Origin of the sequence: Pseudomonas sp. LPB4.O, from assembly GCF_038383825.1 — a bacterium.
GTDB lineage: Bacteria > Pseudomonadota > Gammaproteobacteria > Pseudomonadales > Pseudomonadaceae > Aquipseudomonas > Aquipseudomonas putida.
In genome coordinates, this window is sequence record NZ_CP151298.1 from 4,566,868 (window position 1) to 4,582,488 (window position 15,621).

General features: G+C 62.0%; 13 protein-coding genes. 2 read left to right on the forward strand and 11 right to left on the reverse strand.

The genetic code is table 11. The features are described from left to right. Positions 1-17: 17 nt before the first annotated feature. From astD to acs, 10 genes are all read right to left on the reverse strand, one after another. Positions 18-1,481, reverse strand: coding sequence for a succinylglutamate-semialdehyde dehydrogenase (gene astD, locus MRBLPB4O_RS20735; protein ID WP_341796460.1), 1,464 nt, complete (start codon positions 1,479-1,481; stop codon positions 18-20). After that, positions 1,482-2,510: an arginine N-succinyltransferase gene (gene astA, locus MRBLPB4O_RS20740; RefSeq protein ID WP_016498492.1), complete on the reverse strand. Its 1,029-nt coding sequence runs from the start codon at positions 2,508-2,510 to the stop codon at positions 1,482-1,484. Positions 2,511-2,588: 78 nt separating this feature from the next. Next, complete coding sequence (gene aruF, locus MRBLPB4O_RS20745) at positions 2,589-3,608, reverse strand: arginine/ornithine succinyltransferase subunit alpha (protein WP_341796461.1); 1,020 nt, start codon at positions 3,606-3,608, stop codon at positions 2,589-2,591. A 135-nt stretch (positions 3,609-3,743) separates the two neighbouring features. After that, positions 3,744-4,964, reverse strand: a complete 1,221-nt coding sequence (locus tag MRBLPB4O_RS20750; protein WP_019473143.1) for an aspartate aminotransferase family protein — start codon at positions 4,962-4,964, stop codon at positions 3,744-3,746. A gap of 530 nt (positions 4,965-5,494) precedes the next feature. Next, complete coding sequence (argR, locus tag MRBLPB4O_RS20755) at positions 5,495-6,475, reverse strand: transcriptional regulator ArgR (RefSeq protein WP_016498490.1); 981 nt, start codon at positions 6,473-6,475, stop codon at positions 5,495-5,497. A 98-nt stretch (positions 6,476-6,573) separates the two neighbouring features. Continuing rightward, positions 6,574-7,338, reverse strand: a complete 765-nt coding sequence (locus MRBLPB4O_RS20760; RefSeq protein ID WP_043197038.1) for an ATP-binding cassette domain-containing protein — start codon at positions 7,336-7,338, stop codon at positions 6,574-6,576. Between the two features lie 22 nt (positions 7,339-7,360). After that, the gene (locus tag MRBLPB4O_RS20765) at positions 7,361-8,059 is read right to left on the reverse strand and encodes an ABC transporter permease (protein WP_016498488.1); all 699 of its coding nucleotides are present in this window, start codon (positions 8,057-8,059) and stop codon (positions 7,361-7,363) included. Then, positions 8,056-8,745: an ABC transporter permease gene (locus tag MRBLPB4O_RS20770; RefSeq protein ID WP_016498487.1), complete on the reverse strand. Its 690-nt coding sequence runs from the start codon at positions 8,743-8,745 to the stop codon at positions 8,056-8,058. The genes MRBLPB4O_RS20765 and MRBLPB4O_RS20770 overlap by 4 nt, the downstream gene beginning before the upstream one ends. Before the next feature lie 88 nt (positions 8,746-8,833). Next, positions 8,834-9,619, reverse strand: a complete 786-nt coding sequence (locus tag MRBLPB4O_RS20775) for an ABC transporter substrate-binding protein (RefSeq protein ID WP_341796462.1) — start codon at positions 9,617-9,619, stop codon at positions 8,834-8,836. Positions 9,620-10,233: 614 nt separating this feature from the next. Beyond that, on the reverse strand, positions 10,234-12,195 hold the full coding sequence (gene acs / locus MRBLPB4O_RS20780) for an acetate--CoA ligase (RefSeq protein ID WP_341796463.1): 1,962 nt from the start codon (positions 12,193-12,195) through the stop codon (positions 10,234-10,236). A gap of 397 nt (positions 12,196-12,592) precedes the next feature. Here acs and MRBLPB4O_RS20785 point away from each other — a divergent pair, with 397 nt between their 5' ends. Beyond that, positions 12,593-12,847, forward strand: a complete 255-nt coding sequence (locus MRBLPB4O_RS20785) for a DUF2790 domain-containing protein (protein ID WP_341796464.1) — start codon at positions 12,593-12,595, stop codon at positions 12,845-12,847. A gap of 151 nt (positions 12,848-12,998) precedes the next feature. Here MRBLPB4O_RS20785 and MRBLPB4O_RS20790 read toward each other — a convergent pair whose 3' ends face one another. After that, positions 12,999-14,558, reverse strand: a complete 1,560-nt coding sequence (locus tag MRBLPB4O_RS20790) for a sigma-54-dependent transcriptional regulator (protein WP_341796465.1) — start codon at positions 14,556-14,558, stop codon at positions 12,999-13,001. Positions 14,559-14,813: 255 nt separating this feature from the next. Here MRBLPB4O_RS20790 and phhA point away from each other — a divergent pair, with 255 nt between their 5' ends. Beyond that, positions 14,814-15,602: a phenylalanine 4-monooxygenase gene (phhA, locus tag MRBLPB4O_RS20795; protein WP_016498483.1), complete on the forward strand. Its 789-nt coding sequence runs from the start codon at positions 14,814-14,816 to the stop codon at positions 15,600-15,602. Positions 15,603-15,621 lie beyond the last annotated feature (19 nt).

A 15,621-nucleotide genomic window follows, 5' to 3' on the forward strand; every position in this document is an offset into this window, starting at 1 on the left:
GGCTCCGTGACCTGTTGTTATAGGGTGACGCCCGGCGTCAGGGTCGCCGGCAAGGCAAGGCTGGCGGTCTCCAGCGAAGCCACGGGGTAAGCGCAGTAGTCTGCCGCGTAATAGGCACTGGCCCGATGGTTGCCACTGGCACCCACGCCACCGAACGGCGCACTGCTGGCGGCGCCGGTCAGTTGCTTGTTCCAGTTGACGATACCGGCGCGGCTGCGCAGCCAGAAGTACTGGTAGCGGGCACGCGAGTCGGAGAGCAACCCGGCGGCGAGACCGTACTGGGTGTTGTTGGCTTCATCGATGGCAGCATCGAAATCGGCATAACGGATCACCTGCAGCAGCGGGCCGAAGAACTCTTCGTCCGGGCGCTCGGCCACGGCCGTGACATCGACAATGCCCGGGGTCAGCAACGCGGCACCGGCCTGCGGCTGGGTCATTTCCAGCAGCTTCACGCCACCTTTGGCGGCCAGTTCGGCCTGGGCCGTAATCAGCGCCTGCGCCGCCTGCAGCGAAATGACCGAGCCCATGAACGGCGCTGGCTGCTCATCGAACGCACCCACCGTGATGGTTTTGCACACCTCGACCAGGCGCACGATCAGCGCATCACCCCAGGCGCCTTGCGGCACCAGCAGGCGCCGCGCGCAGGTGCAACGCTGGCCGGCGGAGATGAACGCCGACTGGATGATGGTGTACACCGCAGCGTCCAGGTCCCTCACCTCGTCTACCACGAGCGGGTTGTTGCCGCCCATTTCCAGGGCCAGGATCTTGTCCGGGCGACCGGCGAACTGCTGGTGCAGCAGGTTGCCGGTGCGGCTGGAACCCGTGAAGAACAGGCCATCGATCCCCGGGTTGGCGGCCAGCGCCACACCGGTTTCACGCGCGCCCTGCACCAGGTTCAGCACGCCCGCCGGCAGGCCGGCGGCGATCCAGCAGTTGACGGTCAGCTCGGCAACCTTGGGCGTCAGCTCGCTGGGCTTGAACACCACGCAGTTACCCGCCAACAGCGCCGGCACGATATGGCCATTGGGCAGATGACCGGGGAAGTTGTAGGGGCCGAACACCGCCACCACGCCATGGGGCTTGTGCCGCAGCACGGCCGTGGCGTCGGCCAGCGGGCCGCTCTTTTCCCCGGTGCGCTCGCGGTAGCTTTGTACCGAGATCGCCACCTTGTTGATCATGCTGGTGACTTCGGTCGCCGATTCCCACAGGGGCTTGCCGGTTTCCTCACCGATGCACTGGGCCAAGGCTTCGGCATGCTTTTTCAGCTGCTCGGCGAACTTCTCCAGCACGTCGATACGCGCTTCGAGGCTCAGTTGCGCCCACGCCGGAAAGGTCTGACGGGCTGCCTGGACGGCGGCGCCCACCTGGCTGGCGTCAGCGCCCTGCCCTTGCCAGATGACAGCCTGGGTCACCGGGTTCAGCGACTGCAGGGCTTCGCCCTGCCCCGCCAGCCAATTGCCTGCGATGTAATGCGTGGTCATTTACTGGGCCTCCCGGCTGGCCGATAGCGGCACGGCACGCACGTTGTCGCCGGCACCCATGCGCAGACGCTTGGCGGTCAACGGGTCGACCACCAAGGTACCGGCGGCCAGCCGCGCAGGCGCGGCAGTGATGCGGCAATCGTCGCGTTTGCGGTTGTGGATGATGTAAGGGGTGGCGTCGTCGCCCGGCGTGCCCACCGCCAGCACCAGCGTCTGGCTCTCGCGCACCGCGCGGATCTTGGCGGTATCACACTCGATGGCCGGGCCTGCGTCGAAGATGTCGACATAGCCCTGGTAGTTGAAGCCTTCCTGCTTGAGCATGGCCAGCGCCGGCTCGGTGTCGACGTGCACGCGGCCGATCACGTCGCGCGCCGCCTCGGACAGGAAGCAGGTGTACAGGGGGAACTTGGGCATCAGCTCGGCGATGAACGACTTGTTGCCAACACCGGTCAGGTAGTCCGCCTGGCTGAACTCCATCTTGAAGAAATGCCGGCCAAGGCTTTCCCAGAAAGGCGAACGCCCCTGCTCGTCGGACATGCCGCGCATTTCGGCAATGATCTTCTTGCCAAACAGCTCCGGGAACTCGGCAATGAACAGCATCCGCGCACGCGACAGCAGGCGGCCATTGAGCCCGGAGCGGTGATCGCTGCGCAGGAACAGCGAGCACAGCTCGGAATTGCCGGTCAGGTCGTTGGCAAGGAACAGGGTGGGGATTTCGCGATAGATCTTAAGCTCCTGCGAAGCACTGACGGTAAGGCCGACCCGATAGTTGTACCAAGGCTCGCGCAGGCCGACGGCACCGGCGATGGCACTGATGCCGACCACCAGTCCTTCGTCGTTTTCCAGCACGAACAGGTAATCGGTGTCGCCACGCTCGGCTTCGCCACGGAAGCTCTTTTCCGCCCAGCCAACGCGATGCCCCAGGCGTTCTTCGTTGGCCGGCAGCGTGGTCAGCCCGGTGGTGCCGGTGCTGCGTGCCAATTCGATCAACGCAGGCAAATCGCTGCTGCGTACAGGACGAACGATCATGCTATCTCCTTGTGCGGCGGCGTCGGCCGGCGCAAAACTCTTCTAACGCATCAATCCCGAAACGTCTGTTACCAGACCTCAGACCGCGACCAGGCGCACGCTGCCACCCTCGCCCACACCCAGCGCATCGGCCGCCGCCAGGCTCAGGCACACCGGTTTGCCGGGCACCCAATCCAGGTCCAGCAGCACCGCGCGGTAGTCCTGCAACTGGCCATTGCACACCAGGTACGGGCGCCCGCCCTTGCCTGGGGTGTCCTCGATTTTCACCGGCGCCGAGCGGCTCTGGGCAATCGAGCGAATGCCTGAGGTGCGCGCATGCAGGGTCGGGCCGCCGTCGAAGATGTCGATGTAGTGCTCGGTTTCGAAGCCTTCGCGCATGAGGATGTCGAAGGTGATCTGCGCGCGCGGGTGCACCTGGCCCATGGCTTCCTGCGCCTCATCGGGCAGCAGCGGCACGTAGATCGGGTAGTGCGGCATCAGTTCGGCGAGGAAGGTTCGGCTCTTCAGGCCACACAGGCGCTCGGCGTCGGAGTAGTTGAGGTCGAAGAAATTGCGGCCGATGGCATCCCAGAACGGCGATTCGCCGTTCTCGTCGCTGTAGCCGACGATTTCGGTCACTACCGAGTCGGCGAAACGCTCCGGGTGCGCGGCCATGAACAGCAGGCGACCGCGCGAATTGAGCTCGGCCCAGCCGCTGTTCACCAGCTCCGGCAATACATAGAAGCTGGTCAGCAGGCTGTTGCCGGTCAGGTCATGACACAACGACAGCACGTGGATCTTGTTGTGGATCTTCAGCTCGCGCGAGGCGTGCACGAAGGTCTCGTTACGAAAACTATAGAAAGGCTCGGAATACCCAGCCGAAGCGACAATGGCCGAGCAGCCTGCCAGCTTGCCAGTCTCGCTGTCTTCGAGCACAAAGAAATAGCTTTCCTCGCCGTTGAAGCTGACCTCGGCGGCGAAGGAAGTCTCGGAAGCGGCGATCTTGTCGCCCAGGCGAGCAGCGTCGTCCGGCAGCGAGGTGACACCAATGGGGCTGTCTGCAGCCATGCGCTGCACTTCGTTCAGATCAGCCATTTGCGCGGGGCGCATCACCAGCATGGTGTCACTCCTTTGGAATACGGGCCGCTCACGGCGGCACGGAAAAACGGCAGGTACACGGGCACCTGCAGTGAAATCGGGTATCGCCGGCCAGGCCCGGGAATGGCCTTTGCCGGCGAAGGTGGCGCAGGCGGGTCAGCCCTTGGTCAGGGTGGCCACGGCGCGCTCGAAGCGGTCCAGGCCTTCGTCGATGTCGGCGTCTTCAACCACCAGGCTTGGCGCAAAACGCACCACGTCCGGGCCGGCCTGCAGCACCATCACGCCTTCTTTCTCGGCGGCGTTGAGCACGTCCTTGGCCTTGCCTTGCCAGGCCTCGGTCAGCACGCAGCCGAGCAGCAGGCCGACACCACGCACCTGGGAGAACAGGCTGTACTTCTGGCCAATCTGTTCCAGGCGGGTCTTGAAACGTGCGTGCTTGGCCTTGATGCCGGCCAGGGTTTCAGGGGTATTGACCACATCCAGCACCGCGCAGGCGACGGCGCAGCCCAGCGGGTTGCCGCCGTAAGTGGTGCCGTGGGTGCCGACGGCCAGGTGCTTGGCCAGTTCGGTGGTGGTCAGCATGGCGCCGATAGGGAAGCCACCGCCCAGGCTCTTGGCACTGGTCAGGATGTCGGGCGTCACGCCGTAGTGCTGGTAGGCATACAGCGAACCGGTACGGCCCACGCCGGTCTGCACTTCGTCGAAGATCAGCAGGGCGTTGTGCGCGTCGCACAGCTTGCGAGCGCCTTCCAGGTAAGCCAGGTCGGCCGGTACCACGCCGCTTTCGCCCTGGATCGGTTCAATCACCACGGCGCAGGTCTTGTCGGAAATCTGGGCTTTCAGTGCTTCCAGGTCGTTGTACGGCACGTGGCTGATGCCGGTGATCTTCGGGCCAAAACCGTCGGAGTACTTAGGCTGGCCACCGACGCTGACGGTGAACAGGGTACGGCCGTGGAAGCTGTTCACGGTGGCGATGATTTCGTGCTTTTCCGGGCCAAAGCGGTCATGGGCGACGCGACGGGCCAGCTTGAACGCGGCCTCGTTGGCCTCGGCGCCTGAGTTGCAGAAGAACGCCCGGTCGGCAAAGGTGGCGTCCACCAGCTTGTGGGCCAGGCGCAGGGCCGGCTCGTTGGTGAACACGTTGGATACGTGCCAGAGGGTGTTGGCCTGGTCGGTCAGGGCCTTGACCAGTGCCGGATGGCAGTGGCCCAGGGCATTTACCGCGATGCCACCGGCAAAGTCGATCAACTCGCGACCCGACTGGTCCCACACACGGGAACCCTCGCCTCGCACAGGAATGAAGGCCGCCGGAGAATAGTTGGGGACCATGACCTGGTCGAAATCGGCACGTTGCACCGGGGCTTGCTCAACGGACATCTGAGTCTCCTGAAGAGGAACGCTGGCCTGGAAGTGGGCGAGCGATGGGGGGATTGTAAGGACTGATCCGCGCCTGTCCTTGCGGCCAAGCGACAACTTGTTACAGCGCAAAACCCAGTTTTGACAAGGCTTTCGGCAATGCGACAAACACTGTCGCAATCGCGCAGTGTACGGGAGAGAGGATGCTGGGTGAACGGGTGTTCACATAGGTTTGTGGGAGACGGGGATGTTCGGCGATGTTGATGTGTTGCCTGTGAGATCGAGCGCCGCCCGCGCGGCGCTTCGCAGCACAAGGCTGCTCCTACATCTGTTTCGGGCCAATTATTCCTGTGGGTATTGCGCGCGAACGCCTTGGTGCATGGCTCGATATCGCGTCAGGCAAACAAGGCGGTCGCGTGCGTTGGTGCAGGCGTGACTGGCCGGAAACAGATGTAGGAGCAGCCTTGTGCTGCGAAGCGCCGCGCGGGCGGCGCTCGATTTCCGCCCCACCATCACCCCCAAGGCATACACCCCGGGCCCCACGCATCATGTCAGCCCTTTTCGGCAGGCGCCGAGCTCAGTTCGAATGGGCTGCTGCTACGCCGCTGATTCCGGTCTTCCCGCGGCGTGGCGCCAAAGAAGTTGCGATAGGCACTGGAAAAATGCGGCCCCGAGGAGAAGCCACAGGACAAGCCGATCTGGATGATCGACTTACTGGTCTGCATCAGCATCTGCCGCGCCTTGTTCAGCCGTAGCTCCAGGTAGTACTGGCTCGGCACGCGGTTCAGGTACTGCTTGAAGATGCGCTCCAGCTGCCGACGCGACACGCACACATGCTGGGCAATCTCGTCAGTGGTCAGCGGCTCTTCGATGTTGGCTTCCATCAACAGCACCGCCTGGGTCAGCTTGGGATGGCTAGAGCCCAGGCGGTTCTGCAGCGGAATGCGCTGACGCTCGCCCCCCTCGCGGATGCGCTCCACCACCAGCTCTTCCGACACTGCCCCCGCCAGTTCCGCCCCGTGATCACGGGCCAGCACTGCCAGCAACAGGTCGGCCACGGCGATGCCGCCACAGGCAGTCATGCGATCACGATCCCAGTCGAACAAGTGACTGGTGGCAATGACCTTGGGGAAGCGTTCGGCAAAATCGTCCTGCCAGCGCCAGTGCACCGCAGCCCGGTAACCGTCGAGCAGGCCCAGCATCGCCAGCGGATACACCCCGGCAGCCAGGCCACCGACCGTGCAGCCACTGCGCGCCAGCTGCTTGAGCGCAGTCGACAAGGCAGCCCCTACCGCCGCAGGCGGCTCGTCAGCGAGCAGGAACAGTTTGTGGCAACCCTCCAGGCGGCCGGTCCACGGCTCGCCCGGCAGGCGCCACTCCCCCTCTGGCGCGGGCTCCGCCTGCAGGAAGGCCAGTTCGTAGACCACATCCGGATGCACCCGCTGCGCCACCTGCAACACTTCCTCGGCCAGCGCCAGGGTCAAGGGCCTGGTGCTGGGCCAGATGAGAAAACCGATTCGCTGGGTGGTCATAGGGTGCGGTCCGAAACCTGAGGTCGTTCGAGTCTGTGCGCCGGGTCAGGCTGCGCTCGCAGCGCAGCATGCCCTATTCTGGTGCAAAAATGCAGCTTTTACTTCAGGCTGCCGGAGAGGAACTGCTTCAGGCGCTCCGACTGCGGGTTGGCCAATACTTCGCGTGGGCAGCCCGCCTCTTCCACCAAACCTTTGTGCAGGAACACCAGCTGATTGGACACCTCGCGAGCAAAGCCCATTTCGTGGGTCACCACCACCATGGTCCGGCCTTCCTGAGCCAGCGCCTGCATGACCTTGAGCACATCACCCACCAGCTCCGGGTCGAGCGCCGAAGTCGGCTCGTCGAACAGCATAACCTCTGGCTCCACGGCCAGGGCCCGGGCAATTGCCACACGCTGTTGCTCGCCACCCGACATATGCCCGGGGAAGGCGTCCTTGCGGTGGGAGACACCCACCTTGGCCAGGTAGTGCTCGGCCTTTTCAAGGGCTTCTTTCTTGTTCATGCCCAGCACGTGTACCGGCGCCTCGATCACATTCTCCAGCGCCGTCATGTGCGACCACAGGTTGAAGTGCTGGAACACCATCGACAGGCGCGAGCGCATGCGCTGCAGCTGGCGCGGGTCGGAGGCCTTCAGCGCGCCGTCCTTGCCGGCCACCAGCTTGAGCTCTTCGTTGTTGAGCAGGATTTTGCCGGCGTGCGGCTGCTCCAGCAGGTTGATGCAGCGCAGGAAGGTCGACTTGCCCGAACCACTGGAGCCGATGATGCTGATGACGTCGCCGGCCTTGGCCGCCAGGGAAACACCCTTGAGCACTTCATGGCTGCCGTAGCGCTTGTGCAGGTCTTGGACTTCGAGTTTGTACATGCTGTCGATTCTCACAAAGCGGTCAGTGCTTGCGCGGCGCCAGGTAGCCGAGCCAGCGGCGTTCGGCCATCTTGAACAGGCGCACCAGGATGAAGGTCAGGCACAGGTAGAACACGCCCGCCGTGATGTAGGCCTCGAAAGGCAGGTAGTACTGGGCATTGACCGTGCGTGCGGCACCGGTGATGTCGATCAGGGTGACGATCGACGCCAGGCTGGTGGTCTGCAGCATCATGATCACTTCGTTGCTGTACTGCGGCAGCGCCCGGCGCAGGGCCGACGGCAGCAGGATGCGCCGGTACATCTTCATGCGCGACATGCCCATGGCCTTGGCCGCCTCGATCTCGCCGTGGGGCGTGGCCTTGAGGCTGCCGGCGATGATTTCTGCGGTGTAGGCACTGGTGTTGACACCGAACGCCAGGCAGGCGCAGAACGTGGCGCTGGACAGCAGCGGCCAGGCGAAGCTTTCACGTACCGCCTCGAACTGCGCCAGGCCGTAGTAGATCAGAAACAGCTGCACCAGCATCGGCGTGCCGCGAATCACGTAGGTGTAGAGCCACGCCACGAGATTGACCACAGGCTGCTTCGACACGCGCATCAGGCCCAGCGGAATGGCCGCCAGCAGGCCGAAGAACAGCGAAATCGCCAGCAGCTTGAGGGTGGTCAGCAGGCCGCCGAAGTACAACGGCAATGCCTCCCAGACGACGTTGTAGTCGAAGATCATAGTTCAGCCACCTTGACGCCCACCGAGTAGCGACGCTCGAGATACTTCAGGGCCAGCAGCGAGACGCTGGTCAGCACCAGGTACAGGGCCGCCACCGCCAGGAAGAAGGTGAAAGGCTCGCGGGTGGCATCGGCCGCCTGCTTGGCCTTGAACATCATGTCCTGCAGGCCGACGACTGAAATCAGCGCGGTGGCCTTGGTCAGCACCAGCCAGTTGTTGGTGAAACCCGGGATCGCCAGGCGAATCATTTGCGGCACCTGGATGCGGAAGAACACTTGGCGGTTGCTCATGCCATACGCCACGCCCGCTTCGGCCTGGCCCTTGGGAATACCGAGGAAGGCACCGCGGAAGGTTTCTGACAGGTACGCGCCAAAGATGAAGCCCAGCGTGCCGATACCCGCAGCCAGCGGGTTCAGGTCGATGTAGTCTTCGTAGCCGAGCAGCGGTGCCACCCGGTTGATGATGTCTTGCCCGCCGTAGAAAATCAGCAGGATCAGGACCAGGTCCGGAATACCACGGATAACGGTGGAATACAGATCGCCCAGCCAGGCCAGCCAGCGCACCGGCGACAAGCGCAGCGCCACACCGATCAGGCCGAGCACGATGGCCAGGGCCATCGACGACAAGGCGAGCTGCAGCGTCAGCCACGCCCCGTCGAGGATGACTGCCCCGTAGCCTTTCAACATGATGAGGTCCTCGACCTAGAGAATGAAAAATGGTGCAAACCTCAGAGCCTCTGCTGTTTGCACCATTGCACAGGTGAAACCCGACGTCTTAGTTCGAGTCTGGACCGTAGATGTCGAAGTTGAAGTACTTCTTCTCGATTTCTTTGTACTTGCCGTTGGCACGGATGGCGTCGATGGCCGCGTTGATGCGCTCGACGTTCGCTTTGTCACCCTTGCGCACGGCAATGCCGATACCGTCACCGAAGTACTTGGCGTCGGTGAAGGCCGGGCCTACGAAGGCAAAGCCCTTGCCGGCGTCGGTCTTGAGGAAGCCGTCTTCCAGCAGGGTGGCGTCAGCCACGGTGCCGTCGAGGCGGCCGGCCGCCACGTCCAGGTAGATTTCGTTCTGGGTGCCGTAAGGCACCACGGTGGCACCTTTGGCGCCCAGCACTTCCTTGGCGAAGCGGTCATGGATCGAGCCGCGCTGCACGCCGATCTTCTTACCTTTGAGCTCATCCAGGCTTTCGCTGACAGCGGTGCCGTCCTTCATCACCAGGCGCGCCGGGGTCAGGTAGTAGCGCTTGGTGAAGTCGACCGACTTCTTGCGGTCGTCGGTGATCGACATGGACGACAGAATGGCGTCGATCTTGCGCACTTTCAGCGCCGGGATCAGGCCGTCGAACTCCTGCTCGACCCAGGTGCACTTTGCTTTCATCTCTTCACACAGGGCATTGCCGATGTCGTAGTCGAAACCGGCGATGCTGCCATCGGGCTGCTTGAAGGCGAAGGGTGGGTAGGCAGCTTCAATGCCGATTTTCAGGGGTTTTTCATCGGCCTGCGACACCAGGGAAAACACAGACAGCGCCAGGGCGCCAAGCAGTGCGAGCTTCTTCATCAGGTAACTCCATCGGTACGGGGCAATACAAGGCAGGTAACAACTGCCCGATATGCGAATGGGTACAACGCGAGCCGCGCAGGGTTCGACCAAGGTCGCAGACCACGAGCGAGTGAGTGGCATTTTAGCGACAGCCCGGTAGTCGATATTTCTTCAAAGCGACAACTACTTACAGAAGCGCTTGAAACCGCTGCGGGCGATGTTGACAGCCAGTGCAAAATATGCAAAAGCGCAAGAAATAGAACCTATAGACCTAGCAATTCCTGGGCCTATTATTGGCAAAGCCTTGTACTACGGCAAGTGTAGCGTGCCGTGTTGCACAAAATGGCTAAGGAAACGCACCGAAACGGGCCTGATTTGTTTCTTCGCGCCCCGAACTTGTGCAGGACCGGTGACAGAACAGTTACCGATGAATGTCGGGTAACAGTAAAGCAAAAACCCCGCCGGTTGCCCGGGCGGGGTTTTGTCTGGTCGTGGCGTGTGTAAGCAGCCCTGTGGGAGCGGGCATGCCCGCGAAGCAGAGGCGCGGAGGATGGCACCGGCTGCGCCGGTGTTCGCGGGCAAGCCCGCTCCCACACAGGGCGCGCGCCCCCACAGCGCAAGCGACGAGACTATCAGGCCGAAGCCAGGTTCATGGCCTTGTGGGTATCGATCAGGTGCTGCACCACACCCGGGTCAGCCAGTGTCGAGATATCGCCCAGCGCATCGTACTCACCGGTGGCAATCTTGCGCAGGATGCGGCGCATGATCTTGCCCGAACGGGTCTTCGGCAGGCCCGGCGCCCACTGGATCACGTCCGGCGAGGCAATCGGGCCGATTTCCTTGCGCACCCAGTTTTTCAGTTCCAGGCGCAACTGCTCACTGGCCTCGACACCGGAATTGAGGGTGACATACACATAGATGCCCTGGCCCTTGATGTCGTGCGGCACACCAACCACTGCAGCCTCGGCAACTTTCGAATGCGCGACCATGGCACTTTCGATTTCGGCAGTACCCATGCGGTGACCGGAGACATTGAGCACGTCATCCACACGACCGGTGATCCAGTAGTAGCCATCTTCGTCGCGGCGCGCACCGTCGCCGGTGAAGTACATGCCACGGAAGGTCTTGAAGTAGGTGTCGACAAAGCGGTCGTGGTCGCCGTACAGCGAACGCGACTGGCCTGGCCAGGAGTCGAGGATCACCAAGTTGCCTTCGGCCGCACCCTCGATCAGGTTACCCAGGTTGTCCACCAGGGCGGGCACCACACCAAAGAACGGGCGGGTTGCCGAGCCCGGCTTGAGGCCGGTAGCGCCCGGCAGCGGGCTGATCAGGATGCCGCCGGTTTCAGTCTGCCACCAGGTGTCGACGATCGGGCAACGCTCCTTGCCTACAGTCTTGTAGTACCAGTTCCACGCTTCAGGGTTGATCGGCTCGCCCACCGAGCCAAGCAGACGCAGGCTGGAACCATCGGCCCCTTCAACAGCGGCCTGCCCTTCGGCCATCATCGCGCGGATGGCGGTTGGCGCGGTGTAGAGGATGTTGACCTTGTGCTTGTCGACGATCTTCGAGACGCGGGTAATGTCCGGGTAGTTCGGCACGCCCTCGAACAGCAAGGTGGTGGCGCCGTTGGCCAGCGGGCCGTAGACGATGTAGCTGTGGCCAGTGACCCAACCGACGTCGGCGGTGCACCAGTAGACCTCGCCCGGGCGATAGTCGAACACGCGCTCATGGGTCAGCGCGGCATACACCAGGTAACCGCCGGTGGTGTGCAGCACACCCTTCGGCTTGCCCGTGGAGCCAGAGGTATAAAGGATGAACAGCGCTTCTTCAGCACCCATTTCCTTTGGCGCGCAGTGGCTGGAGGCCACTTTCATCAGGTCTTCGTACCAGATGTCGCGATGCTGGTGCCAGGCGATATCACCACCGGTGCGCTTGCACACGATGATCTTCTGCACGCTTTTGGTTTCAGGGTTGGTCAGCGCCAGGTCGACGTTGGCCTTGAGCGGGGTACGACGGCCGCCACGCACGCCTTCGTCGGCGGTGATCACCACCTTGGACTCGCAATCGATGATGCGGCCGGCCAGCGCTTCAGGGGAGAAGCCACCGAACACCACCGAGTGGATCGCACCAATACGGGCACAGGCCAGCATGGCCACCACGGCCTCGGGGATCATCGGCATGTAGATGGTGACCACGTCACCACGGTGCACGTCCTGGCCACGCAAGGCGTTGGCGAACTTGCAGACCTGCTCGTGCAGTTCACGGTAAGTGATGTTGCGGTGCTCGGAAGGGTCGTCGCCTTCCCAGATGATGGCCAGCTGATCACCGCGCTCTTCGAGGTGGCGGTCCAGGCAGTTGGAGGAAACGTTCAGAGTGCCGTCGGCGAACCATTTGATATCGACGTGGTGGTCGTCAAAGGAGGTTTGCTTGACCTTGGTGAACGGTTTGATCCAGTCGATACGCTGGGCCTGCTCGCGCCAGAAGCCGTCCGGGTTGATCACCGATTTCTGGTACATGGCCTTGTAGGTGGCCTCGTCGGTCAGGGTAGTGGCCGCAACCTCGGGACGAACGGGATACAGTGGAGCCGCACTCATCTGTGTTACCTCGGTGTAATAGTTGTTTTTGTATGGAACCGTTTGTAACTGTACCAGAGCGACAAAAGCCATTCGACGTTGGTAGTAATTTGGTACGCCCGTTCCGGCAAAGCCCTCTAGCTCGGGCATTACAGCCCATGGGGGCAAAAAAATAAGGGGTTAACACGGGATTGTTACAGATTCTGTCAAAACACTTTATCAAAAGACCCACTGTTTCGGCCTTGGCCAGCGACATAAAATTCACCTCGCCAGCAACGGCAAGGCGATTAACAACTGGTAACAGCCCCCACGAAGGCAAGCGTTAATCTCCATCTAATCCCGATAGTTAAAACTAGCAATACTCGCGGCGCCATAAGCGCCGCGTGCCCCCTCACGACCTTAGACAGGTAAATAGAAAATGAAAGCTTTACTGGTATTGGTACTTGGCAGTCTTTGCGGCGCGGCGATCGCCGGCGAAGCCAAAGATGCCGAGCAGATTCCGGTTGAACAGTACAGTTACTCGCAGCACCTGGACATTGCCCGCGTCATTTCCATGAGCGAAGTGCCCAATGTGTGCGAAGTCGTGCCAGCCCGCATGACCTACGAGGACTCCCAGGGCCAGAAGCACATTCTCGAATACCGCGTGATGGGGAACGGCTGCTCCAACGGCTGACACCTTGTGAATTGGGGGCCCTGCGGGCCCCTTCGCGGCACAAGGCCGCTCCTACAGGTATTGCGCAATCCTCAAACCCGCGCCGAACCTGTAGGAGCGGCCTTGCGCCGCGAAAGGACTGCGAAGCAGTCCCAAGTTCTTTGCCTGACAACTAATCCGCAGACTTGTTAAGCGAGTAATCCCTCAACTTGTTGGCAATTGTCGTGTGCGAAACACCCAATCTTTTGCCCAAAGCCCGACTGCTCGAAAACTCTCCCATCAAACTTTCCAGTACCGCCTTTTCAAAGCGCCCGACAATCTGCGAAAGATCCCCTTCCAGCGAAAACTCACCCAACGGTTGCCGCGCGCCATAATCCGGCAAGCGAATATGCTCGCTTTTAACCACGCCGCCTTCACATAAAGAAACCGCCTGGAACAATACGTTTTCCAACTGCCTTACATTACCTGGCCAATGGTATTGCCCAAGTTTTTCCATTGCGGCCGGCACCAGCCGGGGCATGGCGCAGCCAATCTGCCGGCTGGCCTGATCGAGAAAGTGCTGTACCAGCCCTTCCAGCCCATCCATGCACTCACGCAAAGGCGGAATGTGCAGCGACAATACGTTGAGGCGGTGATACAGGTCCTGACGAAACTCGCCACGGGCACACAGCTCGGACAAATCCACCTGGGTCGCGCAAATCACCCGCACATCCAGGTAGACCTCTTCATCGCTGCCTACCCGGCGGAAGCAGCCGTCCTGCAGAAAGCGCAGCAGCTTCACTTGCAGGCGCGGGCTCATCTCCCCTACCCCATCAAGAAACAGCGTGCCGCCGGCGGTCAGCTCCAGCAACCCCAGCTTGCCCTCCGCCCGCGCCCCTTCGAATGCCCCGGGGCCGTAGCCAAACAGCTCGGTCTCGGCCATCGACTCCGGCAACCCGGCGCAATTGAGCGCCATCAGGGGCGACTGGCCGCGCGGGCTGGCCAAGTGGCAGGCGCGCGCCAGCAGTTCCTTGCCGGTACCGGTCTCGCCTTCAATCAGCAAGGGGGCATCCAGCGGTGCCATGCGCCGCGCCTCACGCACCACTGCGGCCATCACCCGCGAGCTCTGGAAGATGCTGTCGAAACCGCGCAGTTCCTGCTTGCGCACGTTATAGATACGCTCGCCGATGCGGTCAGCCCGGTGCAGGGTAAGTACCGCGCCCGCCAACGCCTCACTGTCATCGTGCTCGGACTGCAACGGGGCGATATCGGCCAGGAACACATCGCCTTTGACCTTGATGCGCATGCCGTTGATGCGCGACTTGTTGGCCCGCACCAGCTCCGGCAGGTCGAAGTCTTCCACGTAGCGCGCCAGCGGCATGCCGGGCACCTCGTCCACCCGCACCCCCAGCAGCTGCGCCGCGGTACGGTTGGCGGCGACGATGCTGCCGCCCATGTCGATCGACAGCACCGGGAAATCCAGCGCGCCCAGCAGTGCATTCAACTCCATGTGCCGGCGCTCGCTGGGCATCAGCCCCACGCGCTTGACGCCGAATACTCCGGCAATCGCCTCGAACTTGGGCCGCAATGCCTGGAACTGCAGGTTGATCAGGTTCGGGCAATGCAGGTAGATGGCGTTGCCGTGGTCGCCGCCCACCTCGCCGCGCAGCACGTTGATGCCGTACTCCACCAGCAGGTTGAGGATGTCGCGCAGGATGCCAATACGGTTCTGGCAATGCACTTTGATACGCATGAGGGCTCTCGAAGCGCCAATGTTTTTCAACACCGCGCAGAAAATTCGTAAAGATAAGCTGACAAAAACCGCGCAACCATCAGCCAGATGCCTCGGATTTTCCGACACCTGCTCGATTTTGTAAAATTATCGTTACGAAAGTAGGGTGGCGAGCAACTACAAGCCCTGCCATCCATCGTGCAAACCGACCCGGGTGGGGATATTACTTAGGCATGTCCTGCACATAACAAGAAAAGCCCTCACCAGGAGAGCCTCATGAAACAGACGCAATACGTGGCACGCGAGCCCGATGCGCATGGTTTTATCGATTACCCGCAGCAAGAGCATGCGGTATGGAACACCCTGATCACTCGCCAGCTGAAAGTGATCGAAGGCCGCGCGTGCCAGGAATACCTGGACGGCATCGACCAGCTCAAGCTGCCCCATGACCGTATTCCGCAGCTGGGCGAGGTCAACAAGGTGCTGGGCGCCACCACCGGCTGGCAAGTGGCCCGGGTACCGGCACTGATCCCCTTCCAGACTTTCTTCGAATTGCTGGCCAGCAAGCGCTTCCCGGTCGCCACCTTCATCCGCACCCCGGAAGAACTGGACTACCTGCAAGAGCCCGATATCTTCCACGAGATCTTCGGCCACTGCCCGCTGCTGACCAATCCGTGGTTCGCCGAGTTCACCCACACCTATGGCAAGCTCGGCCTGGCTGCGACCAAAGAACAACGCGTGTACCTGGCGCGCCTGTACTGGATGACCATCGAGTTTGGCCTTATGGAAACCCCGCAGGGTCGCAAGATTTATGGCGGCGGTATCCTCTCGTCGCCTAAGGAGACCGTCTACAGTCTGTCTGGCGAGCCCGAGCACCAGGCTTTCGACCCGATCGAGGCCATGCGCACGCCGTATCGCATCGACATCCTGCAGCCGCTGTATTTCGTGCTGCCGAACATGAAGCGCCTGTTCGACCTGGCCCACGAAGACATCATGGGCATGGTCCATAAAGCCATGCAACTGGGCCTGCACGCGCCGAAGTTTCCACCCAAGGTCGCCGCCTGAACGACCCTGCCGATAACAA

What these genes read in the sequence shown, in the direction of transcription:
- astD (WP_341796460.1), bottom strand. Translation starts at nt 1,481, where the DNA reads ATGACCACGCATTACATCGCAGGCAATTGGCTGGCGGGGCAGGGCGAA.
- astA (WP_016498492.1), bottom strand. Translation starts at nt 2,510, where the DNA reads ATGATCGTTCGTCCTGTACGCAGCAGCGATTTGCCTGCGTTGATCGAA.
- aruF (WP_341796461.1), bottom strand. Translation starts at nt 3,608, where the DNA reads ATGCTGGTGATGCGCCCCGCGCAAATGGCTGATCTGAACGAAGTGCAG.
- MRBLPB4O_RS20750 (WP_019473143.1), bottom strand. Translation starts at nt 4,964, where the DNA reads ATGTCCGTTGAGCAAGCCCCGGTGCAACGTGCCGATTTCGACCAGGTC.
- argR (WP_016498490.1), bottom strand. Translation starts at nt 6,475, where the DNA reads ATGACCACCCAGCGAATCGGTTTTCTCATCTGGCCCAGCACCAGGCCC.
- MRBLPB4O_RS20760 (WP_043197038.1), bottom strand. Translation starts at nt 7,338, where the DNA reads ATGTACAAACTCGAAGTCCAAGACCTGCACAAGCGCTACGGCAGCCAT.
- MRBLPB4O_RS20765 (WP_016498488.1), bottom strand. Translation starts at nt 8,059, where the DNA reads ATGATCTTCGACTACAACGTCGTCTGGGAGGCATTGCCGTTGTACTTC.
- MRBLPB4O_RS20770 (WP_016498487.1), bottom strand. Translation starts at nt 8,745, where the DNA reads ATGTTGAAAGGCTACGGGGCAGTCATCCTCGACGGGGCGTGGCTGACG.
- MRBLPB4O_RS20775 (WP_341796462.1), bottom strand. Translation starts at nt 9,619, where the DNA reads ATGAAGAAGCTCGCACTGCTTGGCGCCCTGGCGCTGTCTGTGTTTTCC.
- acs (WP_341796463.1), bottom strand. Translation starts at nt 12,195, where the DNA reads ATGAGTGCGGCTCCACTGTATCCCGTTCGTCCCGAGGTTGCGGCCACT.
- MRBLPB4O_RS20785 (WP_341796464.1), top strand. Translation starts at nt 12,593, where the DNA reads ATGAAAGCTTTACTGGTATTGGTACTTGGCAGTCTTTGCGGCGCGGCG.
- MRBLPB4O_RS20790 (WP_341796465.1), bottom strand. Translation starts at nt 14,558, where the DNA reads ATGCGTATCAAAGTGCATTGCCAGAACCGTATTGGCATCCTGCGCGAC.
- phhA (WP_016498483.1), top strand. Translation starts at nt 14,814, where the DNA reads ATGAAACAGACGCAATACGTGGCACGCGAGCCCGATGCGCATGGTTTT.